Genomic DNA, 14,050 nt, shown 5'->3' on the forward strand with positions numbered 1-14,050 from the left:
GGACTTTTATGAAATTTGAACTTTGGCTGATTCCCTTATTTATCATTGCAAGCCTATTGCACGGCATTGCAGGAATGGGCTTTCCGCTCATTACCATTGGGGCGTTGTCGGGGGTCTATGGGCTAACCACTGCCATTGTGTTGGTGCTTGTGCCAACGGCGGTGCTTAATTTTATCGCTTGGGTCGGTGGCTCAGGCGGTGTGTGGCACAATGCTACATTTTATCTTAAAAAATATTGGTCGCTGGTATTGGTTTCTATTTTGGGTAGTGCATTAGGGGCGTATTTGCTTTTGGTGGTTAATTCTGCTTATCTGATGCTTGCCTTAGCGGTGGTGGTGTTGTGGTATGCCGTTACCAGTCTTATGGGTAAAAAAATCACCCTGCCCAATACCACGACATCGCTTATCGTCATTGGCTTTGTCGCAGGCGTGGTCGGTGGGGCAACCAATGCGATGTCGTCCGTGCTTTTGATGTATCTTTTGTCAATGACTGATGATAAGGATACGATTATTAAGGTGGGTAATTTGTGTTATTTTGTCAATAAAATTGTACAAGCCATTGTGTTAAAAGAAGTTTTGTTAGAAGTTCCTGTTCAAACTTGGACGATGATAATCGGCTTAACCGTGCTGTCGGTGCTTGGCATTGTCATCGGGGCAAGGCTTGGCAAACGCCTGCCGTCCGCCAAATTTCGTACGCTGATTTTATGGGTGCTGGTCGGGCTTGGGGTGAAGGTCGGTTGGCAGGGTGTGCAAGGGATTTTATAAATTAAAATTGGATTGTTTGTAGGTTCATCGCATGAGCTGATGGGGGTATTTGATGGGCTGTTGGTCTTTGTTGTGTTAATGTACATATGTTGTAAATTTTGGGCATTTTGCCAAAAACCATTTGGAAAATTATCGAAAATGGTGTAATATTCCCAACAGTTGTACCGTGTGGTACATGATGTATTAATCTAAACAAAATTAAGGAAAAGCCATGCAAAACTTTACCGTTCCCACTGACAGAGCTTGGGTCAAAACTTATAATGAAGCCAATCTTGATTTAACGGTTAGTGTGCCAAATAACGTAAATTCCCTGCTAGATTCATTTGATGAAATTTTTAGGCTGCATGGCGATAAGGTAGCATTGACCTGCATGGGTGCTTCCATCACGTATCGTGAGCTTGACGTGTATAGCAGACAGATTGCCGCTTATTTGCAGTCGCTTGGGCTGGTGCAGGGCGATAAAGTCGCTGTGATGATGCCAAACGTACTTCAATATCCGATGACAGTGATGGGGATTGTACGAGCCGGTATGACATTGGTAAATATCAATCCACTATATACGCCACATGAGCTTGAACACCAACTAAAAGACAGCGAAGCCAAAGCATTATTTATTGTGGAGAATTTTGCCCACACATTCGAAAAAGTCAGGGATAAGGGACAAGTTAAGCACATTATCGTTGCCAGTATTGGCGACATGATGGGGTTAAAGGGTTTTGTGGTAAATTTGGTGGTGCGTCATGTCAAAAAAATGGTGCCTAGTTGGAATGTGCCAAATGCTGTGAGTTTTAAAGAGGCTTTAAACGCTGTCTCTGCCAGTCGCTATCAACGCCCCCAAGTGAGTCTTGATGACATTGCTGTCCTTCAATACACTGGCGGTACGACAGGCGTTGCCAAAGGGGCGATGCTTACCCACAAAAACCTCATCATCAACGTTGAGCAATGCATGACCTTTGTACATAAGGTATTCCCAGCGGATGAGGACTTGACAGGCAAGTATGTCGCCACCGCTTTGCCTTTGTATCACATCTTTTCGTTTACGGTGTCGATGCTTGCCATGAAAATGGGGTTTAGTTTGCTACTTATTACCAATGCTCGTGATTTTGATGCTCTGACCAAAGATTTTGCCAAGTACCGCCCCGTGTTTTTCCCTGCGGTCAACACTTTGTTTAACGCCCTTGCCAGCCACGAAGGTTTTAAATCACTTGACCACAGCAATCTACGCCTATCTTTGGGTGGCGGTATGTCGGTGCTACCTAGTACGGCGGCAGCTTGGGAGAGATTGACGGGTACATATATCGTAGAAGGTTATGGTTTGTCCGAGACATCGCCTGTGGCGACACTCAACCCACCGGGCAGTTATACAGGTAAAATTGGCGTGCCTTTCCCAAATACTGACGTGATTTTGCTCGATGATGATGGTAATGAAGTACCTATGGGTGAGGCTGGCGAGATTGCCATTAAAGGTCCTCAGGTCATGGCAGGCTACTGGAATCGCCCTGATGAAACCGCCAAAGTGATGACGGCTGATGGTTATTTTAAAACAGGCGACATCGGCATCATGGACGAGGCAGGTTTCTTTAAAATCGTTGACCGCAAAAAAGACATGATTTTGGTGTCAGGTTTTAACGTCTATCCCAACGAAGTCGAAGAAGTCATTACCGCTCACCCCAAAGTCTTGGAGTGTGGCGTGATTGGTATAACGGACGAATATAGTGGCGAGCTTGTTAAGGCGTTTATCGTCAAAAAAGACGACAGCCTAACCGAAAAAGAAATCATCAAATGGGCAAAAGAAAACCTCACAGGCTATAAACGCCCAAAATACATTGAGTTTATCGATACTCTCCCCAAATCCAACGTAGGTAAGATTTTACGCAAAGATTTGCGAGAGCTAGAAGCCAATAAAAACAAATAACTTCACAAACCGCCTGATTTGGCGGTTTTTTATTATGCCAGCGTTTTGGTTTGGATTTGCCAATGTTCGTGTTCAATTTTTTGGGTGTAAAAATACGGCAAATAAAGCTTAATGATGCGACGATTGTTTTGGGTTATCACGTCAGCTTCGTAGGAGCAAATTGGGTGGTTGTGCTGATTAACCAGTTGCCATTGTACTCGTTTAGCATCGGAGTTGGTGACTTCGGCGATGACTGCTTTGGCGCGAGCATCAACCATGCCGATATGAAAATAGGGGATTTTTTCGATGTCGGACAACGGATAATCAGGATAGGGCAAACTGTCTTTTTCTAGTCTGACTTTGTCATGCACCAGCACGCTTTGATTGACCGTAACCCAAATGTGATTACGCAAAAATTGTTGGTCAATGGTTTTATTTAGGACGGTTAGGCTACCAAAATACACTTGCATGTCCTCTTTGATGCTAGGAAATGCCCCTGTATAGCCACCCCACATGCCCGCCAAAATAAGTTCATTGTGGCAGACATCATCTCGCATGATGTGAAAAAATTTACCAGAATTTAGCCATTCATCAACCGCATAACGCTCTTTGTAAGAAAGTAGCGAATCTGCATCACGAATAATAAAGCAATGCACATTTTCATCTGCCAACACCAAAAACCGCCAAAACAGCCCAGAAAATCCCAGCTCTTTTCGGTTAACCTTGATGATTTGGGCGTGATACTGAGCAAGTCGTCTAAGTACATGACCAGGTACGCTATCATCGACATAAAAACGGCACGTCCATTCAGGATAGATGTGCGGAGCTAGGGTGGCGTTGATGACTGCTACCTCACAGTAGCGAGGATTTGCCCCAAAAAGTGAGTAGGCGATGATGTTTTTGGATTTGTCAGGGTGTAGACCTTTATGAGGGAGCGTGGGTAGGGGTAGGGGTAGGGGTTTGTGTTGTAGGGCGGATTTCTTTTTATCTGCCATGCTTTTTTTGGCGTAAAAGTAAGCTTCCTCATTACGGTTTAGTTGTCCGCACACCGATACCAATGTATCATAAATAGTATATTTGGGTTGGTCAGGACGGTAAGGCGTGTTGTCATAATGTGTGAGGGCTTTTTGTAGATAGTCATAAGCCTCTTTATACCTACCAAGCTGACTTTCTGCATATGCTAAGTCGCTCAGCATAATGGGGTGGTTGGGCAGTAGTTTTAATCCTTGTTCTGTCAAAATTCGTTTGGCAAGTGGGTAATCATGAGCATCTAAGGCATGACGAACTCTGTGGGCGATGGCGGTTAGCTGATGGTTTAATGTGGCAAAGTCGTGATTATCCATAACGAAGTAAGAAGTGAGTATTTAGCCTATTATAGCAAGAATTTTGTGTGTTTTTTGGGTCGTTTGAGGGGAAAATTTTGCCCTTTGACAAAAAACTTGCTACAATGCGTTTTATTTTGACAAGATGAGAGCCATGCGACACAACAACCGAGCCCTAAACGAACTTCGTCCCATTTCATTCACTCGCCACTACACCAAACACGCCGAAGGGTCGGTGCTGGTGTGCTATGGCGATACCAAAGTTTTGTGTAATGTCAGTATTGAGGCAGGTGTACCCCGCTGGCTCAAAGGTCAGGGTCAAGGCTGGCTGACCGCCGAATACGGCATGCTCCCTAGAGCCACAGGCACTCGCACACAACGTGAAGCGACGAAGGGCAAGCAATCAGGACGCACGATGGAGATTCAGCGTCTGATTGGGCGTTCTTTGCGTGCGATGGTTGATTTGAGTAAACTTGGCGAAAACACCATTTATGTAGACTGTGATGTCATTCAAGCGGATGGTGGTACTCGTACTGCCAGTATCACAGGTTCGGCGGTGGCACTCATTGATGCCTTAGAAGCCTTACAACGAGATAAAAAGCTCACTACCGACCCCTTGATTGGGCTGGTGGGAGCGGTATCGGTTGGTATCAAAGACGGTCAGGCGTATTTGGATTTGGATTATAGTGAGGATTCAACTTGCGATACTGATTTGAACGTGGTAATGACGCAGGCGGGCGGATTTATTGAAATTCAAGGCACGGCAGAGGACAAGCATTTTACTCGTGAACAGGCAAATGCCATGCTTGACCTTGCCGAACATGGCATTAAAGAGATTTTTGAAGCCCAAAAACAGGCACTTGGCTGGTAATGCTAAAAGTCATCGATGATGGCGTGCTGATTACGCTAAATGGCACGCCCAAAAATACGCTGTACTGGTTTTCGTTGGGACTGCTGGCTTTGGCGGTGGTCGTGGCGGTGGTGGCGATGGTTGCCCCTGTTCAGATAACCATTGGGTTCATGGCGGTGTTTGCGGTGCTGATTTTTATTTTTAATCTCTATAAAAACCGCCAAAAATACCAAAGCGACATCGTCAGCGGTCAAATTGCTATCAAAAATCGTGCGTTTGTCTTTGAGGGGCGAACCATCAAGCTTAGTGAGCAAGCATATATTCATTTGACGGATAATAAACTCATCATCAAAGATTTGGGTAGGACATGGCACATTAGTGGCTTTGACGATGTCAAAGAATGCCACGTCGCCCAATCGGTCTTGGAGGGTAAAGCCCTAGAAAAGCAAGAAAGAGCGATACGGATTTTGTAGTTGGTTTATTTTTTGGCAATCATCACCGCTCTTTTTGGGCGTGGATAACCTTCCACCGTTTTGGCACTATCATTCGGGTCTAAAAAATCTTGTAAAGAATGATAACCCATCCACTCGGTTGCCCGTTGTTCATCGGTGGTGGTAATATTAACATCCACGCATTTAATGTCTTTAAAGCCAACTTTTTCAAGCCATAATGTTAAAGCAGGCACAGACGGTAAGCAATAGACATTATTCATCATCGCATATCTGTCTTTTGGCACAAGCACGGTATTTTCATTGCCGTCCACCACCAAAGTTTCTAAGACCAATTCTCCGCCTTTGACCAATTGGGCTTTTAATTGCTCCAAACATTCAAAAGGCGATTTACGGTGATACAGCACCCCCATACAAAATACCGTATGAAATAAATCGCCTTGTGGTAATTGCTCCAATCCCACGGGAATAAAATGAATGCGGTTTAAAATGGGGTTTGGATTATTGCCACCTAATAACTTTTTAATTGCCATAAATTGATAATAAAACAAACAAGACGGGTCAATCACCATCACCGTTTTGGCATTTTCGCCAAGCATTCTAAAACCGTGATAACCCGAGCCACCACCAACATCAAGCACCCGTTTGTCCTTTAAATCGCTGATATGCGGTAAGACCCTATCCCATTTAAAATCACTTCGCCATTCGGTGTCAATATGGATATGGTTGTCATCACCCCCAAAATAAAAGCCGCCCTTTCGCCAAGGCATTAGGGTTTTTAATAAGGCTTCACTCTTTTTTAATTCAGCGATATTAAAATCAATATGAGCGGTAATGTTACTGGCGTTTAAATCAATATTATTAACTTCTAATACTGGCAATTTGTCCACCGCCGATTCAAAATAAGTGGCATTGGCATAGCGTTCTTTATTTTTGATATGAGCTATCCATTCTGGTAAATTTTTTAACCAGTCATTGGCGATTGGGTGTTTTTGACTTAACGATAAAAGTTCTAAATATAAGGCTTGTTCGGCTTGGAAAATGGTGTTCATTTTATCAATTATCAAATTATAAGTTGTTAAAGTTGAAATTCAAAAGGGTTAATAAATTTAACACCCGTATCGTCAATATGTTTGGTATTACGAGTTACCAAAATCAAATCGTGAACAATGGCGGTAGCACACAGCTGTTTATCCACAGGGTTTTGTGGATTTTTTGCCATTAGATTGCCCTAAACTTTGGTACAATCCAAATCAAAATCCAATGCCAAATGCTCAATTGGTTTTAATTCTTTATCATACCAAGATTGAATTAGTTTGGCTTGTGTAACATCGCCACGATTTTGTAAATAAGTAATACCCTTCAACACTTCGCCAAAAACGATACTACTCAATAAGATTTTATAGCCATTATCATTGACAAATTGATGAAAATTTAGCACATTTTGACTGGGGTTTTTCTTTCTTAATTCACTAATCACATTAGTATCATACAAATACACTTTATTCACCCCAATCAATTTCACGATTGCCTGTATCTATATAATCTCGAACAAAAAAATCTTCATTATCATTAGCCTTTGGTAATTTTTCTAAGGCTTGATTAAAGGGCGGTAATTCATTTTTTCTAATGATATATTTCTTTTCATCAAATGCCATAATGGATAATTCTTCCCCCATTTCTTTGGCAAAGTTTTTTAATTGCTCTACAAAGCTGTCATTCATTTTAACAAGATATTGAGTTGTCATAACTTCCCCTTAATGACCAGAAACATTATGCAATAATTTATCGGTATAAGCAATCGCAATCGCCGATGCTAAAAATCCCAAATGGAGCAATAACTGCCATTTCATGGTCGCCTCACTCATATTGGCAGCGTTAATAAAAGTTTGAAGCATATGAATGCTAGAAATACTAATAATCGCCATGGAGAGTTTGACCTTTAACACGGATGCATTGACGTGGTTTAGCCATTCGGGTTGGTCGGGGTGGTCGTCCACATTGAGCCGAGAGACAAAAGTTTCATAGCCACCGACAATGACCATCACGAGCAAATTGGCAATCATCACCACATCAATAAGACCAAGCACCGCTAGCATGATGGTGTTTTCGTCCATTTGTCCTAAGTTCACAATCAAATGCCATAGCGATTTTAAAAACTTATAAGCATAAATGGCTTGCACGACAATCAATCCCAAATAAATGGGTAATTGTAACCAACGGCTGGCAAATATCACTTTGGCAAAAATACTTTGGCGACTTTCAATGCCGATGGCGGTGCTTTCGATGTCGGTATTTGGATTGGTTGGCATAAATATTCCTTAAAATATAAATTAGTTATTTAAAGCTGATGATTGAGATGAAATTTAAAAACCGAAACCAAGTCATTTGTCTTTCAAAACCAGCCTGTTTTAATCGCTCATGATGGGCTTGTTCGCTGTCGGTAATTAACACATTCTCTAAGGCATTTCTTTTGCCGCTGATTTCTAATTCGCTATACCCATTGGCTCTTTTAAAATCATAATAGCGTTCGGTGAGCCATGCATTATCTTGTTCGTCTATCAAATGGGTTTTTTCGCTTAATATTAAAATGCCGCCTTTGGCTAAGGCTTTGTGGCATTTTTTTAATAAATCCAAGCGTTTTTCTGGGGCTAAAAATTGCAAAGTTAAATTAAGCACAATCATATCGCATTCTTGCAAGTCTAATTCACAAATATCCGCCAAAATAAAGTCAATGTGATGATTGGGATAATGAGTGTTCAATACCGTTTTGGCTTTATTAATCATTGGGGCGGAAATATCCACCGCCAAAATTTCTAATTCATCGGCATTAAATTTATCCGCCAACGCAAAACTGACCGCCCCCAAAGAAGTTCCCAAATCATAAATACGGCTAACCTTTTGCCCATCGGCATTCGTCTGACGATAAGCACAATGACGGCGAGCAAAAATGGGGAGCATGGCGAGCATTTGCCCATAACCTGGTACGCTACGGCGAATCATATCAGGAAAGCAAGCAACCACTTCTTCATCAAAAGAAAAGCGGGCGGATTTGTCAAGGGGGGTGGTAAATAGGGTGTCGTGATGGGAGCTGGTCATTTTATTATTTTACAAATCAAAATTTTTTTGCTATTTTACCATTTTTAGGCAAAAACGATAGGTTTTTTTATGCAGAGTATTGTACTTGGTGGGGGCTGTTTTTGGTGTGTAGAAGCGGTGTTTTCGGCGATTGATGGTGTGCAAAGTGCCATCAGTGGCTACATGGGAGGTGAGGCACAGACGGCAAATTATGAGGCGGTTTGCACAGGCGAGAGCGAGCATGTCGAGGTGGTAAAAATTACCTTTGATGAACAAGTTATTGATTTGTATGAAATTTTAACTGTATTTTTTGCCATGCATGACCCTACCACCCTAAACCGTCAGGGCAATGATATTGGCACGCAGTACGCTTCTGTTATTTTTGTCAATGATGAACAAGAGACCATTGCCAAGCAAAAATTAGACGAATTAAAGCAACAAGGCATTCATGCTGTAACGCACATTTTGCCTGTACAAGAATTTTATCCTGCTGAAAATTATCATCAACAATTTTTTGTGAGTAACCCAAGCCAGCCTTATTGTCATTTTGTGATTTTGCCAAAAATGATGAAGTTAAAAACAGAGTTTGGACATCTGTTGCGATAGAGTGTTACCAAAAGTTACTTTTATCTTGGATAAAAATCCGCTATCATGTTCAATTTTAGCTTAGAGAATTTCGATGTTGCGTTCTTATAAACCATTTGTATTAAGTAGTATTGTTTTGATGATGGGCGTTGCTCATGCCAATGATTTACCAAATCTTTCACAAAGTCATTTTAATCAATGTCTAAACACCCTAAAAACTTCCGCCAATTTTAAGGGGGTGGCTAGCACGTTTGAGCGTTATCGCCCCAGTGAGCCTGACCCTACGGTCATTCGCTCGCTCAATTATCAGCCAGAATTTAAAAAGGACGTTTGGGATTATCATGCCTCGCTTGTCGATAGTGAGCGTGTGTCAGATGGCTTGCGTGCCAAGACAGAGATGGCAGACGTGCTAAGACGTATCGAAAATCGCTATGGCGTAAAAGCAGAGCATGTGTTAGGCGTGTGGGGTGTGGAGAGTAATTTTGGGCAGACGCTGGGCAAAAAAGATTTGATTACAAGCCTTGCGACTTTGTCGTGCTTTGACCGCCGTCAGTCTTATTTTCGTGGCGAGTATGCCTCCGCCCTAAAAATCCTCCAAAATGGCGACATTCGCCGTGAAGACATGACAGGCTCGTGGGCAGGGGCGTTCGGTCAAACGCAGTTCATGCCGAGTACGTTTTTGGAGTTGGCGGTGGATTTTGATGGCGATGGACGTAAAGATTTGGTGAATTCTAAGGCAGACGCTCTTGCCAGTACCGCCAATTTCTTGGTAAAAAGAGGCTATCGTACGGGCGAGCCATGGGGCTATGAAGTGAAGCTCAATGGCTACTCTGGGGCGAGTGGTCGCACCGCCAAAAAGTCCATTTCTCATTGGCAGAGCATGGGATTGACCCTACCTGATGGTCGTCCACTACCAAATAATATGGCAAGTGCAGGGTTATTACTTCCTGCTGGGCGACAAGGACCTGCGTTTTTGGTGGGTAAAAACTTTGACACCTTTTATAGTTATAATGCCTCTGAAAATTACGCATTGGCGATTGCTCATTTATCCACCCTTTTAGAAACTGGCAACACCAATACGAGCTTTGCCACCGCTTGGCCAACAGATGACCCTGGCATCAGCCGTAAAGAAGCCAAAGAAATTCAACAAGCCCTCATCAGTCACGGCTATCAGATTGGCAATGTGGACGGTATCATCGGCGATGGTACACGTAGTGCCATCAGAGAATACCAACGCAAAATGGGCGTTACCCCTGATGGGCGTGCTGGACAAAAGTTCTATCGCTTGATTATGGGTAATACTGCCAGCTTAGGCGGTGTGCAGTCTGCGGTGAGTGTGCCTAGTACACCCACGTCCTCTGCCGGAACCACTTGGGGGGCGGTTAGTCCCAGCTCTCATAATGCTCCTGCTGGTACTGTTATCTATCGCCGTGTATATCATCAAGATGGATCGATAAGTCTTGTGCCAAGCACCAACTGATTTTATGAGACAATAGCACCGATGGTAAATGATTTACTGTCGGTGTTTTTTTGGGTGGATTTGAAAATGGTAAAAAATTGCTCATAAAGAATACACAAAACCAGCAAATTAGCGTATGATATCACAAACCCCAAAACATCAGGCCTTATGAAACACCCAGCCCCAAATTTTTGTATTAATCACGGCATCTTAGAGGGTGCCAATGTGATGACCTCGCCCAATTTTAATGAGCGTCCACCCAACGCCATCATCAGCGGTATCGTCATTCATAACATCAGTCTGCCACCCTCTAATTTTGGGCGTACCAATGCCGATGGCGTGCATTTTGTCAAAGCCTTTTTTCAAAATAAGCTAAACGCCAACGACCATGCGTATTTTAAGACGATTGCCAATTTGCAGGTATCGGCTCATTTGTTTATTGAGCGAGATGGTACGGTTACGCAGTTTGTGAACTTTGATGATAGGGCGTGGCATGCTGGACAGTCTTCTTATTTAGGTAGGACAAATTGCAATGATTTTACCATTGGTATTGAGTTGGAGGGTGATGATTTTACCCCCTTTACCGATGAGCAATATGAGGTGCTAGCGAGCATCATTATCGCCATTTATACTGCTTATCCTGCCACGCAAAGACAGCTGATGGGACATAGCGACATTGCCCCACAGCGTAAGAGCGACCCAGGCGAGCATTTTGAGTGGCATAAATTACGGCAGATGGTACAAAATAAACTGAACAAAGCATAATAACAATCATTGTTGGTATAAAATATGGGCGGTTAAGGGCGATTTTACTTGTTGGCATGCTTGGGCTTGGTGGGAGATTTTCAAGCACGCATGCATCAAATGCCAAAACACAAATTCATCATTTTTTCACGCCATTTTAGCAAAAATCTATTATAATACCCTCTTTTTATTATTTATCATCATGGCAAAGTCTCGCTTATTTCGCTCCACCCTCATCGTCAGCTCCATGACTATGCTCTCTCGTGTTTTGGGCTTGGTGCGTGATGTCGTACTCATGGGCGTGTTTGGGGCAGGCGGACTCATGGATGCGTTTTTGGTGGCGTTTAAAATCCCCAACTTTTTACGCAGGCTCTTTGCCGAAGGGGCATTTTCCCAAGCCTTTGTGCCTGTTTTGACCGAATACAAAGAACAAAAAACTCTAAATGAAATCCAGCTACTCATCAGCCGAGTCTCAGGCGTGCTATCCTTGATTTTGCTGGTATTGACCGTTGCCGTGCTGGCTCTTGCTCCGTTTGTTATCCAGTTATTTGCCCCTGGATTTGTGGGCGACCCTGACAAATTTACCACCGCCACCGAGCTTTTGTACTTGACCTTTCCTTATCTGTTTTTTATCTCGATGACGGCGTTTTTTGGCAGTATTTTACAAAGCTATGGTAAATTTGCCCCGCCTGCCTTTGCCCCCGTCCTCCTTAACATCTCCATGATAGTCGGAGCATGGCTCATCGCCCCCTTACTTGATAAATCCATCATGGCATTGGGCTATGCGGTGGCGGTCGCAGGTGTGTTACAGCTTATCATACAACTGCCTGATTTGTATCGTAAAAAACTGCTCGTCGCCCCAAGCGTGGATTTTAAACACGAAGGTGTAAGACGCATTTTGACGCTCATGCTCCCTGCGATTTTTGGGGTGTCGGTTACGCAGATTAACCTACTACTGAACACCATTTTTGCCTCCAAAATGATGAATGGTTCAGTCTCATGGCTCTACTCAGCGGAGCGACTGAGCGAGTTGCCGTTGGGTCTTATTGGTGTGGCGATTGGCACGGTGATTTTGCCTAGCCTATCAGCAAGCCGTGCCAAAGCCGATACGGTAGAATTTGGCAAAACGCTAGACTGGGCGATGCGTCTGATTATCCTAATTGGTTTACCTGCGTCTGTGGCGATGTTTGTGCTGTCCGATGTGCTGATGAACGCCCTATTTGTTCGGGGTGAATTTAGCCAACTGGACGGTCAAATGTCAGGGCTTGCCTTACAATGTATGGCAGGCGGGATTTTAGGCTTTATGCTCATCAAGGTGTTTGCCCCTGCCTTTTTTGCAGGTCAAGACACCAAAACGCCCGTCAAAATCGGCATCGTGTCGGTATTTGCCAACATGATTTTTAGCGTGTTGTTTATTGGGATTTTTTATCTTGCCAAACTGCCTTTGCATGGCGGTCTTGCCCTTGCCACGACTGGGGCGAGCTTTGTCAATGCTGGACTACTCTACTATTTTTTACACAAACGAGGCATTTGGCACTTTGGCAAACATTGGTACAAAATGGGAGCTCAATTTGTCATCGCCACCCTTGCCATGACCGTCAGTCTCTATGTGGCATTGCCTTTTTATCCGACAGACGGCACGGCATGGGCAAAAATCGGTATTTTAATCGGTATTTGTATTTTGGGAGCGACTGTTTATGGGGTGGTATTGCTAGCCACTGGATTTAGACCTAGACAGTTAAAGCATGGGTAATTGAGTAGGCTGTGAAAAAAACGTGGTTATTCAAGCCACGTTTTTACGGCAAATTCAATGACGATTTTGAGTAAAAAACCCACAAAACCTGCTCCTAATGCCACAAAAATCCAAAATGTCCCTGCTTTGCCTGCGTTGGATTTTTTTGCCATGTCCCACATGATAAAAAACAAAAATGCAATAAACGCAGGCAATAATCCATAAAGTCCAATTTTGACAATCATTCCTTCGGAAATGGCGAGTATCATAAAATTAGCCCCATGTTAAAAATAGGCATTATAGCATATTCCGATCAACAAATGTATGTATGCGATATTTAAAAAATTTTACAATATCATGATAACAATTTCTGTAAAAATTGCTATAATTTGCAAGTTTTTCAGATATATGTAATTAGGTGGCAACCGATAATCTCTTTGGGATAAACCCACAAGACAAAGGTATGATATGAAAAAAAATTATGACAAACCAATTAGTCGCCAACAAAAGGACAGGATTTCATCTGGGCTAGCTAGCCTGCTGTGGATGTTTGTGGGGGCGATGATTGCGGTGATGGTTGGCGTGTTTTTGTATTTATCGCCATTGTTTGATAGTTTTAAGGCGGATGTAGATGTTAATCCGCCCATGCAAGTACAACCCCTGCCCGCCACACCAGAACAACCTGAAAATTATGAGTTCTATGAAGTGCTTCCCAAGCGGGAGTTTCAGATGGGGCGTAGCGTGGTTGGCGAAAAAACAGAAGAGGTGGCTGTGGCATCTAGCGTGAAGCCTGATGTGGTGATAAATGCCGACAAAGCTACCAAAGTAATCACGCCCGCAGAGAAAGTAGACACCCAAAATCAAGGCGTAGCGATTGTCGAGGAAGAGACGACCTATGACGGTGATGATACAAAGGATAACATCAAAATCAGCATCTCTCAAAACAGCTATATCTTGCAAATCCGCAGCTATGACAACCCAGAGGAGGCTGATCGCATGCGTGCTGAGGTCATGATGTCAGGGGTGGACGCACGTGTTATCAAACGCATGGATAATGACACGGAGATATATCAAGTGGTCTCCAATGTCATGAATGCCAGTGAGGTGTCCCGTGCTAGCCGTAGACTCAAAGATAATGGCATTGATGCATTGATTGTTGAGCAAAAACATTAA

17 protein-coding genes are annotated in these 14,050 nt (G+C 43.3%); 9 read left to right on the plus strand and 8 right to left on the minus strand.

Features of this window, described 5'->3' with window-relative positions; translation table 11 throughout:
* Window positions 1-8 precede the first annotated feature (8 nt).
* Both Q4B79_RS04315 and Q4B79_RS04320 read left to right on the plus strand, forming a co-directional pair.
* The gene (locus Q4B79_RS04315) at window positions 9-764 is read left to right on the plus strand and encodes a sulfite exporter TauE/SafE family protein (protein ID WP_303085201.1); all 756 of its coding nucleotides are present in this window, start codon (window positions 9-11) and stop codon (window positions 762-764) included.
* Between the two features lie 211 nt (window positions 765-975).
* On the plus strand, window positions 976-2,679 hold the full coding sequence (locus Q4B79_RS04320; RefSeq protein WP_303085202.1) for an AMP-binding protein: 1,704 nt from the start codon (window positions 976-978) through the stop codon (window positions 2,677-2,679).
* A gap of 32 nt (window positions 2,680-2,711) precedes the next feature.
* Here Q4B79_RS04320 and Q4B79_RS04325 read toward each other — a convergent pair whose 3' ends face one another.
* The gene (locus Q4B79_RS04325) at window positions 2,712-4,001 is read right to left on the minus strand and encodes a tetratricopeptide repeat protein (RefSeq protein ID WP_303085203.1); all 1,290 of its coding nucleotides are present in this window, start codon (window positions 3,999-4,001) and stop codon (window positions 2,712-2,714) included.
* Window positions 4,002-4,134: 133 nt separating this feature from the next.
* On the opposite strand from Q4B79_RS04325, the gene rph reads away from it, so the two are divergent.
* Both rph and Q4B79_RS04335 read left to right on the plus strand, forming a co-directional pair.
* The gene (gene rph, locus Q4B79_RS04330; RefSeq protein WP_303085204.1) at window positions 4,135-4,851 is read left to right on the plus strand and encodes a ribonuclease PH; all 717 of its coding nucleotides are present in this window, start codon (window positions 4,135-4,137) and stop codon (window positions 4,849-4,851) included.
* Window positions 4,851-5,303 carry a hypothetical protein gene (locus Q4B79_RS04335; RefSeq protein ID WP_303085205.1) on the plus strand — a complete coding sequence of 151 codons (453 nt, stop codon included), beginning with the start codon at window positions 4,851-4,853 and terminating at the stop codon, window positions 5,301-5,303. The genes rph and Q4B79_RS04335 overlap by 1 nt, the downstream gene beginning before the upstream one ends.
* Before the next feature lie 5 nt (window positions 5,304-5,308).
* Here Q4B79_RS04335 and cmoB read toward each other — a convergent pair whose 3' ends face one another.
* Genes cmoB through cmoA form a run of 6 tightly spaced genes read right to left on the minus strand, consistent with a single transcriptional unit; the run spans window position 5,309 to window position 8,378 of the window.
* Complete coding sequence (gene cmoB, locus Q4B79_RS04340) at window positions 5,309-6,331, minus strand: tRNA 5-methoxyuridine(34)/uridine 5-oxyacetic acid(34) synthase CmoB (protein WP_303085206.1); 1,023 nt, start codon at window positions 6,329-6,331, stop codon at window positions 5,309-5,311.
* A 26-nt stretch (window positions 6,332-6,357) separates the two neighbouring features.
* Window positions 6,358-6,501 carry a hypothetical protein gene (locus Q4B79_RS04345; RefSeq protein WP_303085207.1) on the minus strand — a complete coding sequence of 48 codons (144 nt, stop codon included), beginning with the start codon at window positions 6,499-6,501 and terminating at the stop codon, window positions 6,358-6,360.
* A 9-nt stretch (window positions 6,502-6,510) separates the two neighbouring features.
* On the minus strand, window positions 6,511-6,804 hold the full coding sequence (locus Q4B79_RS04350; RefSeq protein ID WP_303085208.1) for a hypothetical protein: 294 nt from the start codon (window positions 6,802-6,804) through the stop codon (window positions 6,511-6,513).
* The gene (locus tag Q4B79_RS04355; RefSeq protein ID WP_303085209.1) at window positions 6,782-7,027 is read right to left on the minus strand and encodes a hypothetical protein; all 246 of its coding nucleotides are present in this window, start codon (window positions 7,025-7,027) and stop codon (window positions 6,782-6,784) included. Before Q4B79_RS04355 ends, Q4B79_RS04350 begins: the two co-directional genes overlap by 23 nt.
* Before the next feature lie 9 nt (window positions 7,028-7,036).
* Complete coding sequence (locus Q4B79_RS04360) at window positions 7,037-7,591, minus strand: TIGR00645 family protein (protein WP_303085210.1); 555 nt, start codon at window positions 7,589-7,591, stop codon at window positions 7,037-7,039.
* 25 nt (window positions 7,592-7,616) lie between these two features.
* Window positions 7,617-8,378 carry a carboxy-S-adenosyl-L-methionine synthase CmoA gene (gene cmoA / locus Q4B79_RS04365; RefSeq protein WP_303085211.1) on the minus strand — a complete coding sequence of 254 codons (762 nt, stop codon included), beginning with the start codon at window positions 8,376-8,378 and terminating at the stop codon, window positions 7,617-7,619.
* Window positions 8,379-8,447: 69 nt separating this feature from the next.
* Between cmoA and msrA the strand changes: the two genes are divergently transcribed.
* The 4 genes from msrA (at window position 8,448) to murJ (ending at window position 12,898) form a co-directional block, all read left to right on the plus strand.
* The gene (msrA, locus tag Q4B79_RS04370) at window positions 8,448-8,963 is read left to right on the plus strand and encodes a peptide-methionine (S)-S-oxide reductase MsrA (protein WP_303085212.1); all 516 of its coding nucleotides are present in this window, start codon (window positions 8,448-8,450) and stop codon (window positions 8,961-8,963) included.
* A gap of 73 nt (window positions 8,964-9,036) precedes the next feature.
* Complete coding sequence (locus tag Q4B79_RS04375; protein ID WP_303085213.1) at window positions 9,037-10,422, plus strand: lytic murein transglycosylase; 1,386 nt, start codon at window positions 9,037-9,039, stop codon at window positions 10,420-10,422.
* A gap of 147 nt (window positions 10,423-10,569) precedes the next feature.
* On the plus strand, window positions 10,570-11,166 hold the full coding sequence (gene ampD / locus Q4B79_RS04380) for a 1,6-anhydro-N-acetylmuramyl-L-alanine amidase AmpD (protein WP_303085214.1): 597 nt from the start codon (window positions 10,570-10,572) through the stop codon (window positions 11,164-11,166).
* A 181-nt stretch (window positions 11,167-11,347) separates the two neighbouring features.
* Window positions 11,348-12,898, plus strand: coding sequence for a murein biosynthesis integral membrane protein MurJ (gene murJ, locus Q4B79_RS04385; protein WP_303085215.1), 1,551 nt, complete (start codon window positions 11,348-11,350; stop codon window positions 12,896-12,898).
* A 26-nt stretch (window positions 12,899-12,924) separates the two neighbouring features.
* Here murJ and Q4B79_RS04390 read toward each other — a convergent pair whose 3' ends face one another.
* Window positions 12,925-13,146, minus strand: coding sequence for a DUF2788 domain-containing protein (locus tag Q4B79_RS04390; protein ID WP_303085216.1), 222 nt, complete (start codon window positions 13,144-13,146; stop codon window positions 12,925-12,927).
* A 199-nt stretch (window positions 13,147-13,345) separates the two neighbouring features.
* On the opposite strand from Q4B79_RS04390, the gene Q4B79_RS04395 reads away from it, so the two are divergent.
* Window positions 13,346-14,050 carry an SPOR domain-containing protein gene (locus tag Q4B79_RS04395; protein ID WP_303085217.1) on the plus strand — a complete coding sequence of 235 codons (705 nt, stop codon included), beginning with the start codon at window positions 13,346-13,348 and terminating at the stop codon, window positions 14,048-14,050.

Source organism: Moraxella sp. (genome assembly GCF_030525845.1).
Taxonomy (GTDB): domain Bacteria; phylum Pseudomonadota; class Gammaproteobacteria; order Pseudomonadales; family Moraxellaceae; genus Moraxella.

Coding starts and splice junctions, on each gene's coding strand:
- ampD (WP_303085214.1), top strand. CDS start 10,570: ATGAAACACCCAGCCCCAAATTTTTGTATTAATCACGGCATCTTAGAG.
- Q4B79_RS04345 (WP_303085207.1), bottom strand. CDS start 6,501: ATGGCAAAAAATCCACAAAACCCTGTGGATAAACAGCTGTGTGCTACC.
- msrA (WP_303085212.1), top strand. CDS start 8,448: ATGCAGAGTATTGTACTTGGTGGGGGCTGTTTTTGGTGTGTAGAAGCG.
- cmoB (WP_303085206.1), bottom strand. CDS start 6,331: ATGAACACCATTTTCCAAGCCGAACAAGCCTTATATTTAGAACTTTTA.
- Q4B79_RS04325 (WP_303085203.1), bottom strand. CDS start 4,001: ATGGATAATCACGACTTTGCCACATTAAACCATCAGCTAACCGCCATC.
- cmoA (WP_303085211.1), bottom strand. CDS start 8,378: ATGACCAGCTCCCATCACGACACCCTATTTACCACCCCCCTTGACAAA.
- Q4B79_RS04320 (WP_303085202.1), top strand. CDS start 976: ATGCAAAACTTTACCGTTCCCACTGACAGAGCTTGGGTCAAAACTTAT.
- Q4B79_RS04355 (WP_303085209.1), bottom strand. CDS start 7,027: ATGACAACTCAATATCTTGTTAAAATGAATGACAGCTTTGTAGAGCAA.
- Q4B79_RS04395 (WP_303085217.1), top strand. CDS start 13,346: ATGAAAAAAAATTATGACAAACCAATTAGTCGCCAACAAAAGGACAGG.
- Q4B79_RS04360 (WP_303085210.1), bottom strand. CDS start 7,591: ATGCCAACCAATCCAAATACCGACATCGAAAGCACCGCCATCGGCATT.
- Q4B79_RS04375 (WP_303085213.1), top strand. CDS start 9,037: ATGTTGCGTTCTTATAAACCATTTGTATTAAGTAGTATTGTTTTGATG.
- Q4B79_RS04390 (WP_303085216.1), bottom strand. CDS start 13,146: ATGATACTCGCCATTTCCGAAGGAATGATTGTCAAAATTGGACTTTAT.
- Q4B79_RS04335 (WP_303085205.1), top strand. CDS start 4,851: ATGCTAAAAGTCATCGATGATGGCGTGCTGATTACGCTAAATGGCACG.
- Q4B79_RS04315 (WP_303085201.1), top strand. CDS start 9: ATGAAATTTGAACTTTGGCTGATTCCCTTATTTATCATTGCAAGCCTA.
- rph (WP_303085204.1), top strand. CDS start 4,135: ATGCGACACAACAACCGAGCCCTAAACGAACTTCGTCCCATTTCATTC.
- murJ (WP_303085215.1), top strand. CDS start 11,348: ATGGCAAAGTCTCGCTTATTTCGCTCCACCCTCATCGTCAGCTCCATG.